Source organism: Mycolicibacterium sarraceniae, assembly GCF_010731875.1.
Classification (GTDB): domain Bacteria; phylum Actinomycetota; class Actinomycetes; order Mycobacteriales; family Mycobacteriaceae; genus Mycobacterium; species Mycobacterium sarraceniae.
On the sequence record NZ_AP022595.1, the window covers coordinates 1635294 to 1649346 of the forward strand.

Annotated in this window: 14 protein-coding genes and 1 pseudogene; 10 read left to right on the forward strand and 5 right to left on the reverse strand. The window is 65.5% G+C overall.

Annotation, left to right across the window (positions count from 1 at the left end; all coding sequences use genetic code 11):
• Positions 1–65 precede the first annotated feature (65 nt).
• Both G6N13_RS08345 and G6N13_RS08350 read left to right on the forward strand, forming a co-directional pair.
• Positions 66–758: a TetR/AcrR family transcriptional regulator gene (locus G6N13_RS08345; RefSeq protein ID WP_235677970.1), complete on the forward strand. Its 693-nt coding sequence runs from the start codon at positions 66–68 to the stop codon at positions 756–758.
• A 14-nt stretch (positions 759–772) separates the two neighbouring features.
• Entirely contained in the window at positions 773–1681 is a 909-nt protein-coding gene (locus G6N13_RS08350) for an LLM class F420-dependent oxidoreductase (protein WP_163696131.1), read from the forward strand.
• On the opposite strand, the gene G6N13_RS08355 is transcribed toward G6N13_RS08350, so the two are convergent.
• A complete protein-coding gene (locus G6N13_RS08355; RefSeq protein WP_163701883.1) occupies positions 1671–2816 on the reverse strand; it encodes an MCE family protein in 1146 nt (381 codons plus the stop codon). The two genes, G6N13_RS08350 and G6N13_RS08355, sit on opposite strands and share 11 nt — an antisense overlap.
• Between G6N13_RS08355 and G6N13_RS08360 the strand changes: the two genes are divergently transcribed.
• Both G6N13_RS08360 and G6N13_RS08365 read left to right on the forward strand, forming a co-directional pair.
• Positions 2810–3100: a transposase gene (locus G6N13_RS08360; protein ID WP_163696061.1), complete on the forward strand. Its 291-nt coding sequence runs from the start codon at positions 2810–2812 to the stop codon at positions 3098–3100. The two genes, G6N13_RS08355 and G6N13_RS08360, sit on opposite strands and share 7 nt — an antisense overlap.
• Positions 3097–4034: pseudogene (locus G6N13_RS08365) on the forward strand (IS3 family transposase). Before G6N13_RS08360 ends, G6N13_RS08365 begins: the two are co-directional and overlap by 4 nt.
• Positions 4035–4389: 355 nt before the next feature.
• Here the strand turns inward: G6N13_RS08365 and G6N13_RS08370 are convergent.
• The 3 genes from G6N13_RS08370 to G6N13_RS08380 all read right to left on the reverse strand — a co-directional run bounded on the left by G6N13_RS08370 (position 4390) and on the right by G6N13_RS08380 (position 6845).
• Positions 4390–5193 carry an SGNH/GDSL hydrolase family protein gene (locus G6N13_RS08370; RefSeq protein WP_235677972.1) on the reverse strand — a complete coding sequence of 268 codons (804 nt, stop codon included), beginning with the start codon at positions 5191–5193 and terminating at the stop codon, positions 4390–4392.
• Positions 5194–5350: 157 nt separating this feature from the next.
• The gene (locus G6N13_RS08375) at positions 5351–5575 is read right to left on the reverse strand and encodes a hypothetical protein (RefSeq protein WP_163696133.1); all 225 of its coding nucleotides are present in this window, start codon (positions 5573–5575) and stop codon (positions 5351–5353) included.
• Positions 5576–5849: 274 nt separating this feature from the next.
• The gene (locus G6N13_RS08380) at positions 5850–6845 is read right to left on the reverse strand and encodes a VWA domain-containing protein (RefSeq protein ID WP_235677973.1); all 996 of its coding nucleotides are present in this window, start codon (positions 6843–6845) and stop codon (positions 5850–5852) included.
• A gap of 195 nt (positions 6846–7040) precedes the next feature.
• On the opposite strand from G6N13_RS08380, the gene G6N13_RS08385 reads away from it, so the two are divergent.
• A complete protein-coding gene (locus tag G6N13_RS08385) occupies positions 7041–8051 on the forward strand; it encodes a VWA domain-containing protein (protein ID WP_163696137.1) in 1011 nt (336 codons plus the stop codon).
• 52 nt (positions 8052–8103) lie between these two features.
• Positions 8104–8322 carry a hypothetical protein gene (locus G6N13_RS08390; protein WP_163696138.1) on the forward strand — a complete coding sequence of 73 codons (219 nt, stop codon included), beginning with the start codon at positions 8104–8106 and terminating at the stop codon, positions 8320–8322.
• Here G6N13_RS08390 and G6N13_RS08395 read toward each other — a convergent pair.
• Positions 8305–9123: a HugZ family pyridoxamine 5'-phosphate oxidase gene (locus tag G6N13_RS08395; RefSeq protein ID WP_163696140.1), complete on the reverse strand. Its 819-nt coding sequence runs from the start codon at positions 9121–9123 to the stop codon at positions 8305–8307. The genes G6N13_RS08390 and G6N13_RS08395 overlap by 18 nt on opposite strands.
• 164 nt (positions 9124–9287) lie before the next feature.
• Between G6N13_RS08395 and G6N13_RS08400 the strand changes: the two genes are divergently transcribed.
• The 4 genes from G6N13_RS08400 (at position 9288) to G6N13_RS08415 (ending at position 13938) form a co-directional block, all read left to right on the forward strand.
• The gene (locus G6N13_RS08400) at positions 9288–9764 is read left to right on the forward strand and encodes a GreA/GreB family elongation factor (protein WP_163696142.1); all 477 of its coding nucleotides are present in this window, start codon (positions 9288–9290) and stop codon (positions 9762–9764) included.
• Positions 9765–9771: 7 nt separating this feature from the next.
• Entirely contained in the window at positions 9772–10752 is a 981-nt protein-coding gene (locus G6N13_RS08405) for an NADPH:quinone oxidoreductase family protein (protein ID WP_163696144.1), read from the forward strand.
• A 112-nt stretch (positions 10753–10864) separates the two neighbouring features.
• A complete protein-coding gene (gene treS, locus G6N13_RS08410) occupies positions 10865–12619 on the forward strand; it encodes a maltose alpha-D-glucosyltransferase (RefSeq protein WP_163696146.1) in 1755 nt (584 codons plus the stop codon).
• Positions 12616–13938: a maltokinase N-terminal cap-like domain-containing protein gene (locus tag G6N13_RS08415; protein ID WP_163696147.1), complete on the forward strand. Its 1323-nt coding sequence runs from the start codon at positions 12616–12618 to the stop codon at positions 13936–13938. Before treS ends, G6N13_RS08415 begins: the two co-directional genes overlap by 4 nt.
• Positions 13939–14053 lie beyond the last annotated feature (115 nt).

A 14053-nucleotide genomic window follows, 5' to 3' on the forward strand; every position in this document is an offset into this window, starting at 1 on the left:
CTTCTTGCTCGCAACCCTAGCCTCAAATGGTGGCAACCCTCCACTTCGGGGGGTATTCTGAGGCGGTGATTCCGGGCGCACAGCGGGGTGCGGAGCGATCCAGGCCACTGCGGGCCGACGCCGAACGCAACCGGGAGCGGATCGTCACAGCGGCCGCCCGGCTGTTTGCCGAGCAGGGCCTGTCAGTCCCCTTGGAGGACGTGGCACGGGCCGCGGGTGTGGGGGTGGCGACTCTGTACCGGCGCTTCCCGACCCGCACCGACCTGGCGATCGCGGCGTTCGAACGCAATATGACGTCCTACGAGGACGCGGTCGACAAGGCGCTCGACAACCCGGACCCCTGGGACGGTTTCCGCGATCTCGTTTACGAGGTCTGCGAACTCCAGGCCTCCGACCCGGGCCTTCGGGCGCTGCTCACCACCGCGTTCCCAGCCAGCTCGGTGATCGAGCAGCGTGCCACCGAGGCCATCGACAAGCTCGGCCAGGTCATCGCGCGCGCTCAAGACGACGGAAAGTTGCGCTCGGACATCGGAGTTGGAGACATCGTGGTGATGCTGCTGGCCGATGCCGGTGTCCTCGAGGCCACCCGCGAGCACGCTCCCGGTGCCTGGCGCCGGTTCGCCGCACTGATGGTCGACGCATTCCGGGTCGGACCGCACGAGCCGCTGCCGCCGCCCACCCCCGCTGAAGAGCTCCGAAGTTCGATCGCCATGCTGACGGGTGACACCTTGCGCATCGAATCTCTTGCCGACGACTGACCCAGGAGTAGCCCGTGACTGATCGTCCGACCGTCGACTTCCCGTCCCGTATCGGTGTGTGGTGGGCCAGCGAGAGTTGGCCGATGACCGCGGCCGTCGAGGTCGCCCAGGAAATCGAGGCGCTCGGCTATGGTTCGCTGTTCATCCCCGAGGTCGGGCTGAAGGACGCCATGGTGCAGTCGGCGATCTTCCTGGCCGGCACGCAGCGGCTGGTGCTGGGCACGGGCATCGCGAACATTCACGCCCGGCTGGCGATGATCGCCGAAGGCGGCGGCCGCAGCATCACCGCGACCTATCCGGGCCGGTTCGTTCTCGGTCTCGGTGTCAGCCACGGTCCGCTGGTGGAGAACATGATGGGCGGCACCTACGAGAAGCCGCTGGCCACCATGCGGGGCTATCTGGACCGGATGGCTGCGCTGCCGGAGTTCGTCGAACCGGGTTCGGGTCGGCCGACCCGGCTGCTCGCCGCGCTCGGCCCGAAGATGATCGAGCTGTCGGGCACGCACGCCGACGGAGCGCATCCGTACCTGGTGCTGCCCGAGCAGACCGCCACCACCCGGAAGATCCTGGGGCCGGACAAGTGGATCGTGTCCGAGCAGGCGGTTGTCGTCGGCGAAAGCGCCGAAGAACAGCTGCGCCGGGCGCACCTGCACCTCGAGGTCTACTCAGGCCTGCCGAACTACCGCAACTCCTGGCTGCGGCAGGGCTTCGATGAAACCGATCTGGTGCGCGGCGGCTCCGACCGGCTCGCCGGCCGCATCGTCGGGCAGGGCTCCGTGGAACAGGCTGCCGCGACGGTCACCGCACACCTGGACGCCGGTGCCGACCACGTGGTGGTGCAGGTGCTCGGCGACGGAGATCCGACCTGGGATCCGCGCCCGGCGCTGCGCGAACTGGCTGAGGTGCTCAACCTCAGGGGTTGATGGTGTTCTCGCCGACCTGACGTCCCCACACGTATTCGGTGAGGATCGGCTGGCCGAGTTCGACGTGGTTGTACGGGGCCAGAGAGGCACCGTAGTCGGCCACCAGGAACGGCGCCGGCCAGAAGTCATGGGTGATCGGCTGCCAGCAACCCGGCGCTCCGCCAGGACCACCCTTGGCGTTCACCCGCGGCAGGTTGTCGGGATACACGTAGGGGTTGGGGGCTCCGGTCAGGCCGATTTGGAAGTCGATCGAGTAGCCGTTACCGCCGGTGGCGTCCTTGGCATTCGACGTCGCATAGTTGCGGATCGTGCACATGATTTCGGGGCTGTAGGTGTCGAGCAGTTTGGCGGTGGGGATCAGGTCGGCTTGGCCGCGCACGAAGTAGGGGCCGCCGCGTTCGAAGATATCGGCGCCGGTGTTGCCGAATCCGGTCGAGGCCAGCAGCGCAGCGTCGAGATCCTTCTGCTGCGCATTGAGCGTGCGGGCGGTGGTGACGGCGTGATCGAGGAAGTCCCACAGGTCCGGGCTGGCCTTGGTGTAGACATCGGCCAGTTTGGATAGCTGCCGAATGTTGGTGCGGATCTGGGGCAGCTGCGGGTTGATGTCATCGAGGACGGCATTGCCGTTGACGAGGGACTGCCCGAACTTGGCGCCCAGCCCGCCGAGCGCCTCGGCCGCCGCGGACAGCGTCAGGTTCAGCTTGACCGGATCGACCTTCTCCGAGATCGAGGTCAACGTCTCGAACAACGTGTTGAACTCCGTCGTGACGTGCGAAACGTCGATGACGTCCGCACTCGAGATGCGTTGTGTGGTCGGGTCCTTCGGGCTGCGGAAGGACACGTACTTATTGCCGAAGACCGTGCTGGCCTTGACCTCTGCGATGGCATTGGACGGGATCAGCGCGATGTATTTCGGGTCGACGTCCAGGGAGAGCTTGGCCTTGGTGGTGCCGCCGCGCTCGATCGGGTCGGCGCCGGTGACCCGGCCGATCTGCACGCCGTTGTAGGTGACCTTGGAGCCGGGGTCCATCACCAGGCCGGACCGCTGCGAGATCAGCGTCAATTGGGTCTTGGGCGTGAAATGGCCTTCCCCCGGGACCGTGGAGGCATCAGCTATAAGGAGTAGCGATGTCAGAGAAACGGAAGAAGTACGACCGGGAGTTCCGTGAGGGGGCTGTTCGGATCGTGCGTGAGACGGGTAAGTCGATCGCGCAGGTGGCTCGGGATCTGGGGGTTCACGAGGGCACTCTGGGTAATTGGGTCACTCAGGACCGTGAGGCACGGGAGGGTCGTGGGGAGTTGACCCGCGATGACCTGGCCGAGCTCAAGCGTCTGCGCAGCGAGAACGCCGAGTTGCGGATGGAGCGTGATGTCCTCAAGCGATCGGTGGTCCTGTGGGTGAAGGAGGCGACGAAGTGAGCGTGGCACGTTTCATTGCCGACCAGAGGACCAAATACCGAGTGCCACATGCATTTACGTGTGTGTGTTGTTGGGTGTGAGCGTGTCGTGGTTCTACAAGTGGATCGCTCGCGCGGGCAATGCCGATGGGTTGCACACTGACACCGATCGGTGTCGCGCGCGGCTCGATGCCGCGGTCGCGTCGGCGTTCACGGCGGCCAGAGGGTTGCATGGGTCGCCGCGGCTGATCGCTGACCTGCGCGATCTGGGCTGGGAAGTGTCGGAGAAGACGGTGGCCGATTCGATGCGCCGTCAGGGTTTGGTGGCGCGCCGTATCAAGCGCCGCAATGGGTTGACTAACCAGGACAAGACGGCACCGAAGTTCCCTGACCTGGTTAAACGGGACTTCACTGCGGCTGCGCCGAACCTGAAGTGGGTCGGTGACATGACTGAGATTCCCACCGAGTGCGGGCAGAAGTTGTATTTGGCGACGGTGATCGATCTCTATAGCCGCCGGTTGCTGGGCGCGGCGATGGGCCTGCATCCGGATGCCGAGTTGGCCTGTGCGGCGATCACGATGGCCGTGGCCGCCCGCGGCGGCCGCCAAGCGATCTGGCGGGACGAGGAGTCCGAGCGGGTCATTTTCCACACTGACCGCGGCAGCACCTACACGGCGAAGGCGTTCACCACGCTGTGCCGCACCGTGGGGATTCGCCAGTCGATGGGTCGGGTCGGATCGTGTTTCGATAATGCCGCCGCGGAGGCGTTCTTCTCCTCGCTGGAATGGGAAGTGTTGTCCCGCAATCAGTTCCGTGATACCGTTCATGCGCAGGCGGTGGTTATCGACTGGTGCTATACCTTCTACAATCACCAACGCCGGCACAGTGCCGCCGACGGGCTATCGCCCGTCAACTATGAGATCAGGGAATCCAAGACCAAGCCGGAAGCGGCATAGGAAACCCTCCACGATTTCGGGGGAACCACAAAATCGCCGCGGAACTGCATGAGCACGGCAACCACGACGAGGGTGAACACGGCAATCGTCACCGCGAATGCAGTCTTCAGCGGTGGCGAATATTGCCAATGCCGGGCCCGGGATTGCAACCACCCGGGCCGCCCGCCGTCACGGTCACTCATCAGGTCTGCGCCCACCCATCACGGTTTCCCCCCATCGTTGCACTGCAGGTCGCCGGTCGTTGGTGTTGCCACTATCCCATGCAGGTCGGAGGCGTCGGGGCTGTCAGGCCAATCGATAGCAGTGATGAACTCCGGGTCCTTGCAGGCATGTGACGTGGATCATATCCAGTTGCCTAGGCGGTCTGGTGGTCTACGCGCACCTGCTCTGAAACCAGCTGCAGTTCAGCATATTTCGGCCCTCGGCCGTCACCGGACGAGCGTCCGCGGGCATGGCGCCAGATCCAGGGGATGAGCAGACTGCGGGTCCACTGGGCTTGCGCGTACATCCGTTCGGCAAAGCTGTCCTGAATGTCTTCGCCGCTCGGCTGCGCCCAATCATGGTTGCTGCCTGGAAGTTTGAGCGCTTCGGCAGCGGCCTCGGCAAACAGGATGTGGCCCCGGGTCGAGGCGTGCATACGATCGTGGCTCCAGATCGACGGCTCGTTCATGGCTTCGGCGTTGTAAAGGTCGACCAGACCGAAGCCGTGCCGCTGCGCCGCACGGATGATGACGTCGTTGACCTGCTGGATGCGCGAGCCGATCAGCCGGCCCACCGGGAGCATCTTGGCGACGTCGGGAAACGACGTTGTGACCACGGTCGCCCCGGAATCGGCGAGCCGTTGGTAGACCTTCTCGAGGTCACCCATCGCCTTGGCGAACGTGCGGCCGGGTCGGGTCACATCGTTCATCCCGACGCAGACGGTGACCAGATCAGGTTCCATCGCCAGTGCCCGCGGCAGTTGGTGATTGAGAACGTCTATCACGCGTTTACCCCGAATGGCGAGGTTGGCGTACGTCAACCCGGGATAGCGGGCGTCCAGTAGAGCCGCGAGCCGGTCGGCGAATCCGATCACACCGACGGTGTCATCGCCGTCCCACAGGCCCTCGGTCTGGCTGTCGCCGATCGCGACGTACCGGGAAAAACCGCTGTCCGACACGATCTTTGACTCTAGCGCCAGGCACGGCAGCACGATCGGCAAGCACCGGGGAAGGCGGGGTGTACAAACGGTGAAGTCGCCGACATCGTGCGCCGACGGGAGTCACAGATCAGACAGGCGGTGCAGGCATGGGCCGCGCAGCGGTTGAGCCGCGGGCTTACTTCTTGAGCCAGGTGCGGACTTTGGCCAGATCCCGGGTGTAGGTCTCGTACATCTCGTTGTCGAATAACGATGCACCGCTGATGGTTTGGGGTCCCTGCCAGATCACCCGGACGCGGTAGCGGTCGCGGCGGTAGATATCGACGCGATCGCTCTCCCGGCGATGCCAGCCCCTCTCCTCGCTGGCCTCCGCAAGGGTCTGCCGCTCGTCGGTGCCAGACATCAGTGCTTGCTCCTCTTGGCTGTCAGTGTGGTGCCCGAACGGCCAACAGTACTGCGCCTATGCGAGCTGACCGTTGTGCCGATCGGTACATCGACGTACCGTGACAGTACAGCGACGCACCGAAGCGAAGAAATGAAGCGCGATGGCGCAGGCGACAAGCGATCCGGGTCGGCCATCCGTCCGGGGATGATCAGCGCCGTCCACGGAATCCGGCCGGCCGGCGAGAGAGCCTGGCCGAATCCTGGGAATGTGTGGGGAAATCAGTGGACGGGCATCACGACGGCAGTCGGCGGTTGAGCAAGATTCCGGCACCCACGGACAATGCGAGAGTCAACGCACCGAGGGCGATCCAGCCTGCGCTGGCATCGCCACGCACCACCTGGTATCCGATCTGCTGGTCGAGCGTCGCGTAAACCCGCCTGAGTTCATCGAGGCTGCCGGCCTGGAAGGCCTGACCGCCACTCAGTTCGGCGATCTCGGCCAGCGACTCGTCATCGGTCGGGACCGGTATCGATTGACCGTCGATCTCGACGACCCCCTCCTTGGTACCGAAGGAGATCGTGGAAATCGGCACGCCCTGCTCTTTGGCGGCCCGCGCCGCGGTGAACGCGCCTCGCGGTGCATCGAGGTCGGGTGGCACGGTCTCCTTGCCGTCCGACTCGAGCACGATGCGGGCGGGCGGCGGGCCGTCGCCGCCACCCATGACCGCCCCGGTCGTGGCGATCGCCTGCAGGGCGGTGAAGATGCCCTCCCCGGTCGCGGTCCGCGGTTCAGGAACGAGCCGGTCGATCGCCTGCTTGACCTGCTCGCGGTCGGTCGTGGGCGCAACCAGCAGCGTTGCCCCGGAGGAGAATTTCACCAACCCGAGATTGATACCCGGGGTGAGCAAGTCGGTGAATTGCTTCCCGGCCTCCCGGGCGGCGATGATCCTGCTCGGTTCGACGTCGGTCGCGGTCATCGACTCCGAGACATCGATGACCAGCATGACCACCGCTCGATTCCGCGGGATCCGAATGTCATGGGTGGGGCCGGCCATCGCGGTGGTCAGCAACGCCAATGCTGCGACCAGCAACGCAGCCGGAAGATGCCGCCACCTGCGCGGCTTGCGCCCCTCGGCGACCTGCTCGAGCAGTGGCATGTTGGCGAATCGCAGCACCCGCCTGGTGCGGCTGCGCTGAATGAAGATGTAGACGACGACGGCGACGGCGACGATGAGGAGGTACAGGAACAGCCAGGGGGCGGTGAATCCAGTCAATGGCAGCGAACTCACAGTTGATCCCATTCCATTCCCAAGGATTCGCCGCCGATCAGGGCCACACAACTGCGCATCTGATCCCTCTCTCAACCAACACCGGTACAAAGGACACGTTAATCACCGCTGCGGACAAGTATCCGCGACGAACGACGGGAGCGGTTCCGACATGACTGTGCCGATCTATGCCGGACCATCCACTGGACATCGTGAATGACCATTCCCGGCATCGGCGCGCTGAGTGTTTCGGCGCTCGCGCACCCAGCCATGCTTCTGTTGGCGCTCGTTCCTGTCCTACTGCTCGCCCTCTATGTCGGCGCGCAGCTGCACCGAGCACGGCGGCTGCGACGCTTCAGTACGCCCTCGGCCCTGGATCGCCTCTCGCCGCAGCGGCCGCACGCGTGGCGGCATGTGCCTGTCGCCCTCGCACTGGTTGCTCTGGTGCTCCTCACCGTCGCCCTGGCCGGACCGACCCATCAGGCGCGCATTCCGCGTAACCGGGCCGTCGTCATGCTCGTCATCGATGTGTCGCGGTCGATGCAGGCCAAAGACGTGCCTCCGACCCGGCTGCGGGCAGCGCAGGACGCGGGCAAGCGGTTCGCCCAACAATTGACACCGGGAGTGAACCTCGGGCTGATTTCCTTCTCCGGCAACGTGAACCTGCTGGTATCGCCGACTCCCGACCACAGCGCCACCATCGCCGCACTCGACAAGCTGCAAACCGACAACTCCACGGCCACCGGCGAAGCCCTCTTCACCGCGTTGGAGTCCATTCGGACCGTCATGACCGTCCTGACGAGCGGCGATGCGACACCTCCGCCGGCCCGCATTGTGCTGCTCTCCGACGGCGGGGAGAACAAGCCGGCCAACCCCGACAATCCGCGCGGCGACTTCACTGCGGCCAGGGCTGCCAAGGACCAGGGTGTGCCCATATCCACCATCACTTTCGGTACGAAAGCCGGCGTCGTGACGCTCGACAAGGAATCGATTCCCGTACCGTCAGATGACACGCAGATGAAGCGGATCGCCGAATTGTCCGGCGGACAGAGCTACACCGCGACCACTATCGACGAGCTCGACCGCAGCTATGCGTCGGTCCTCCAGCAAGTGGGCTACCAGACGGTGAGTATGCCGGCCAGCGGCGGCTGGCTGCGCGTGGCCGTGTTGGTGGCGACGATCGCGACGTTCTCAGCCCTGGCGATCAACAGGCGATTGCCTGTGTGAGCCGGTCTCCCAGGCCGCCGCGATTTGCCTGCTATCCCAACGCTTTCGAGCGATGCCCCCGAGAAGCGCCGCCGCCATCTGCAGCGAGGTATGGTGGCGTTCGGATGCCATCGGCCGGGCCGCGCTGGACAGCGACGCCTATCGCGGCGCGCTGCAGGTCATCACCCGGGACGAGCTGCTGGAGCAGGCCGGCGGCGAGCAGCTGTCGGATCGTGAACTGGCCGAGCACGCGGCCGCCCTCGACATGGCCGTCTCAGAACTCGGCGGTTAGTCGGGCGGGCCGGGCGCGCGTGACCAGATCGACTGCAGCCGAACGTAACTCGTCAGCCGAGGACAACGGCGCGCCGAATCCGACCCGGGTGTAGCCGGTGCCGCGAGGCGTGTCGACGCGCAGATCGAGCCCGTAGCGGTCGATGCCCGTGCACACCGCGACCGTCGTGTCGGGATAACCGCCCAGCGCCCGCGCCATCTCCACCAGGTTGTCGGCGTGGTCGGCGTTGAGGTGGGCGATCGCCCCGCCGGCATTCGGGCGAACCGGGTCGGCTGCGGCCGCGGCGTAGTCGGCCGCCGTCGCCGAATCCATCCGGCCGTAGCCGCCGACCCAGCGAACCCGATGCACCCGCAGGACCCACAGGGTGAAGTCGGAGTAGTCGACGTAGTATTTCGCGGCCGCGACGGCGGCCAGATGGGCATCGCGTGCCGCACGCAGTTCGTCGCCAGTCGGGCGTTCGGCGACGCCGGCCAGGGTGATCCGGCCACTGGCCAGCGGGTCGGACTCGGTGGTGGGCGCGACGATGGCCAGGCTGGCGCGGGGATCGCCGGCGAGGTTTCGGCCGTGCTCGGCCATGTTGGAGACGCAGAGCACCGGCGCGCCGTCGAGCAGCCCGTAGGTGACGAACGAGGCCCACGGATCCCCGGTGGCGGTCAGCGACGCCAGCGTCGCGGTGTTCGTCGATGCGGCGATGCTGCGGGCCTCCTCGGCAGCCGAGGGCCGGGTCGCGTCGGCGATATTGGTCAGCGGCGGCGGAACCGAGGGCGCATCGCCGGGGTCGCCATGATCGCGGGTAACCACCGGTGGAACATACCGCGCCCACTCCGCTCGCTGCGGCGGCAGTCGGCCTGGACCTGCGCGCGACGCAGCAGCCGTTCGGCGTCAGCGATCAGATCATTGCGGCTGGTCATCGCGAAACGGCTAGACAGCATCTCCGGCGCAACCCCGCAGGTACGTTGGCGAGCATGGGTCAGGACACGGATTTCACCGGCGAGGAACGCGACCGTATCGAAGGCGAACTGGCCGATCTGCGCCGTCGCCGCGACGAGCTGCGCGCTGAGCTGCAGGGTGACGCCGACACCGTGGGGGACAGCGGGGATGCCGCCGACGCGCTGCAGCGTTCCGAGGATCTGGCCGGTGTCGACGAAGGGATCAACCGGCTGACTTGGCTGCTGGCCGGTGGGAATGCCGACGCCCCGGGTCAGCTGCCCAATGGCACCGAGGTCACGGTGCGCTTCCCCGGCGACGAGCCACTGCGGATGCGGATCGTCCATTTCCTGGAGGAGACGCCGGCCGGCGAAGAGGACACCACCGTGACCTCGGACAGTCCGCTGGGCCTAGCGTTGTTCGGGCGGCGGCCCGGTGAGACCGTCACCTACTCAACGCCGCGGGGCGAGCTACAGGTCGAGCTGCTCGCCATCGTTTTTCCGAACGAGCGATAGAGGTGCGATGCGGGCGATAAGGGTGACCGAGCTGGCCGGTCCGGAATCGGTGCAGCTGGTCGAGATCGACGAACCGTCCGGTGAGGGTGCGATCCTGGTCGATGTGCACGCCGCGGGCGTGGCCTTCCCCGACGCACTGCTGACCCGCGGGCTCTACCAGTACAAGCCGGAGCTGCCATTCACCCTCGGCGCTGAGATTGCCGGTGTGGTGCGGTCGGCTCCCGCTGACGCCCCGGTGAAGGCCGGCGACCGAGTGGCGGGCCTGACGATGATCACCGGCGCAATGGCCGAGACCGTCGAGCTCACACCGGAGCGGGTGTTCCCGCTTCCCGACAACGTCAGCTTTGAAGCGGGCGCCGGGCTGCTGTTCAACGACCTGACCGTGTACTTCGCGTTGCAAGTGCGTGCCCGGCTGGCTGCCGGCGAGACAGTTCTGGTGCACGGCGCGGCCGGCGGAATCGGCACATCGACAGTGCGCCTGGCCCCCGCATTGGGCGCCAGCCGGGTGATCGCTGTGGTCAGCACCGAGGACAAGATCGACATTGCCAGGGCGGCCGGCGCCACCGACGTCGTGCTGGCCGACGGATTCAAGGATGCGGTCGCCGAGCTGACCGGGGGCAAAGGCGTCGACATCGTGATGGACCCGGTCGGCGGTGACCGGTTCACCGACTCGCTGCGCTCGCTGGCCCCGGGGGGACGGCTGCTGGTGGTCGGGTTCACCGGCGGTGAGATTCCGACGGTCAAGGTCAACCGGCTGCTGCTGAACAATATCGACGTTGTTGGCGTCGGCTGGGGAGCCTGGACGATGAGCCACCCAGGTGCGCTCACCGCGCAGTGGTGCGGTGTGGCCGAGCTGCTCACGTCCGGAACGCTGGCCGCACCTCAGCCTGAGGTCTATCCGCTGGAGGAGGCGGGCGCAGCCGTCGCCTCGCTGGAGAATCGCACCGCCAAAGGCAAAGTCGTCGTCCGCGTTCGCGACTCTGGGTAAATCTGAACTGCCCCAAGCATTTTCATCTGCGAGGTTGCTGATGGACCAATCGGCAACTACAACGGAGTCCGAAGACGATTCGGCTCGGCCTGTGTGGGGTAGTGGAACCTAGATGGAGTTGACCAACGATCCGGCGGAGGGCAGCCACGTAGAAGGCGGCGTCGTCGAGCATCCCACGGCGGAGGACTTCGGGCAGGCCCGTGCACTGCCTGCTGATCGAACCTGGTTCAAGAGCGCGGTGTTCTACGAGGTGCTGGTGCGAGCCTTCTACGACTCCAATTCCGACGGAGTCGGGGACCTGCGTGGCCTGATCGAACGGCTCGACTACCTGCAGTGGCTGGGTGTCGACTGCCTCTGGCTGCCGCCGTTCTACGATTCACCGCTGCGCGACGGCGGCTACGACATCCGCGACTTCTACAAGGTGCTGCCCGAATTCGGCACCGTCGAAGACTTCGTCTCCCTGCTCGACGCCGCCCACCGGCGCGGCATCCGGATCATCACCGACCTGGTGATGAATCACACCTCCGATTCACACCCATGGTTCCAGGAGTCGCGCCGCGACCCCGACGGTCCGTACGGGGACTTCTACGTGTGGAGCGACACCAGTCAGCGCTACACCGACGCGCGCATTATCTTCGTCGATACCGAGGAGTCGAACTGGACGTTCGACCCGGTGCGCAAGCAGTTCTACTGGCACCGGTTCTTCTCCCACCAGCCAGACCTGAACTACGACAACCCGGCGGTCCAGGAAGCGATGATCGACGTCCTGCGGTTCTGGCTGGACATCGGCATCGACGGTTTCCGGCTGGACGCGGTGCCGTATCTGTTCGAGCGCGAGGGCACCAATTGCGAGAACCTGCCGGAAACGCACGCGTTCCTCAAGCACTGCCGCAAGGTCGTCGACGACGAGTTCCCCGGCCGCATCCTGCTGGCAGAGGCCAACCAATGGCCGGCCGACGTCGTCGACTATTTCGGTGACGCCGACACCGGCGGCGACGAGTGTCACATGGCGTTTCACTTCCCGCTGATGCCACGGATCTTCATGGCGGTGCGGCGCGAATCCCGTTTTCCGATCTCGGAAATCTTGGCCCAGACCCCGGAGATTCCAGAGATGGCGCAGTGGGGGATATTCCTGCGCAACCACGACGAGTTGACGCTGGAGATGGTCAGCGACGAAGAGCGTGACTACATGTACGCCGAGTACGCCAAGGACCCGCGGATGAAAGCCAACGTCGGTATCCGTCGTCGGCTGGCACCGCTGCTGGAGAACGACCGCAACCAGATGCAGCTGTTCACCGCGCTGCTGTTGTCACTGCCCGGCTCGCCGGTGCTCTACTACGGCGACGAGATCGGAATGGGCGACATCATCTGGCTGGGTGATCGTGACGGTGTGCGCACCCCGATGCAGTGGACCCCGGACCGCAACGCCGGATTTTCCACCGCGAACCCGGGCCGGCTGTACTTGCCGCCGAACCAGGATCCGATCTATGGCTATCAGTCGGTGAACGTCGAAGCGCAGCGCGACAGTTCGACGTCGCTCTTGAACTGGACGCGCACCATGCTGGCGGTGCGCCGCCGCTACGACGCGTTCGCTACTGGGACGTTCCGCGAGCTGAGTGGCTCCAACCCGTCGGTGCTGACGTATGTGCGGGAGATCGAGGACGGCGACACGGTGCTGTGTGTGAACAATCTGTCCCGTTTCCCGCAGCCGATCGAGTTGAATCTGCAGCATTGGAACTCGTTCACACCGGAGGAGCTGACGGGGCATGTGCCGTTCCCGCGGATCGGCCAGTTGCCTTATCTGTTGACACTGCCGGGACACGGTTTCTACTGGTTCAGGTTGAGTCCATCGGAGGGCAACCAATGAGTGCACCGGTGAACTTGCCCTGGACGCAGTGGCTGCCAACCCAGCGGTGGTATGCCGGCCGCACCCGGACGTTGTCGTCGGCACAGGTCGGCGAGGTGGTGCCGCTTCGGCCCGAGCTGGACCTGATGCTGGTCGACGTCGCCTACACCGACAACTCCGCAGAGCGTTATCAAGTTGTGGTGCAATGGGATTCGGCACCTGTGTCGGAATACGACACCATCGCTACCATCGGTTCCGACAACGATCACACCGGTTATGACGGTCTCTACGATCCGTCCGCGGCGCAGTTCCTGCTGTCACTGATCGACGAAGGAGCCAGGATCGGGGAGATCGCGTTCACCAAGGAACCCGGTGTCACGCTGCCGCGGGACGCCGCGCCGCGCGTCTCGGGCGCCGAGCAGAGCAACACCAGCGTGGTGTTCGACGATCAGGCGATCTTCAAGCTGTTCCGCCGGGTGTCCGTGGGGATCAACCCCGATATCGAACTCAACCGAGTGCTTGGACGAGCCGAGAACCCGCATGTGGCAGAGCTTCTCGGGTCATTCGAGACTGTTTTCAACGGCCAGCCCTGTCCGCTGGGCATGGTGACCGCGTACGCCGCGAACTCCGCGGAGGGCTGGAAGATGGCCACCGCGAGTACCCGCGACCTGTACGCCGAGGGCGACCTCTACGCCTATGAGGTCGGAGGTGACTTCGCCGGGGAGGCATACCGATTGGGCGAGGCGGTGGCGTCGGTGCACGCCACCCTGGCCCAGGAACTGGGCACCTCGACGACGCCCCTGCGGGTCGACATGATGCGCGAGCGGCTGGCGACTGCGGGCGCGGCGGTGCCCGATCTCGCGCAGTATCTGCCTGCTATCGAGGATCGCTACGCCAAGCTGGCCGGCGAGCCGATCACCGTGCAGCGGGTGCACGGCGATCTACACCTCGGCCAGGCGCTGCGCACCCCCGAGGGCTGGCTGCTGATCGACTTCGAGGGGGAGCCTGATAAACCGTTGGACGAACGGCGCAAGCCAGATTCGACATTGCGCGATATCGCCGGAATGCTGCGCTCGTTCGAATACGCGGCCTATCAACAGCTGATCGATCAGTCCGATGACCGCCAATTGGCCGCGCGCGCCAAGGAGTGGGTGGACCGCAACTGCGCGTCGTTCTGCGACGGGTATGCCGCGGAATCCGCTACCGATCCGCGCGATAGCGCGGCCGTACTGGCCGCTTACGAGTTGGATAAAGCGGTGTACGAGGCTGCCTACGAGGCGCGGCACCGGCCCAGCTGGTTACACATCCCGCTGCGGTCGATCGCGCGCCTGGTCGGCTGAGTGCTGGTGCGTTGAGTGAGAAACCACGCAGGAGGCTACTCGACATCCATCTGCGTGAGTGCTGACTGGGTGCATGGTCGGGCGGCTTATTGCCGGCGGGTAGCGTCTCCTCTCC

Coding starts and splice junctions, on each gene's coding strand:
- G6N13_RS08360 (WP_163696061.1), top strand. CDS start 2,810: ATGTCAGAGAAACGGAAGAAGTACGACCGGGAGTTCCGTGAGGGGGCT.
- G6N13_RS08375 (WP_163696133.1), bottom strand. CDS start 5,575: ATGTCTGGCACCGACGAGCGGCAGACCCTTGCGGAGGCCAGCGAGGAG.
- G6N13_RS08385 (WP_163696137.1), top strand. CDS start 7,041: ATGACCATTCCCGGCATCGGCGCGCTGAGTGTTTCGGCGCTCGCGCAC.
- G6N13_RS08390 (WP_163696138.1), top strand. CDS start 8,104: ATGCCCCCGAGAAGCGCCGCCGCCATCTGCAGCGAGGTATGGTGGCGT.
- G6N13_RS08400 (WP_163696142.1), top strand. CDS start 9,288: ATGGGTCAGGACACGGATTTCACCGGCGAGGAACGCGACCGTATCGAA.
- G6N13_RS08405 (WP_163696144.1), top strand. CDS start 9,772: ATGCGGGCGATAAGGGTGACCGAGCTGGCCGGTCCGGAATCGGTGCAG.
- treS (WP_163696146.1), top strand. CDS start 10,865: ATGGAGTTGACCAACGATCCGGCGGAGGGCAGCCACGTAGAAGGCGGC.
- G6N13_RS08415 (WP_163696147.1), top strand. CDS start 12,616: ATGAGTGCACCGGTGAACTTGCCCTGGACGCAGTGGCTGCCAACCCAG.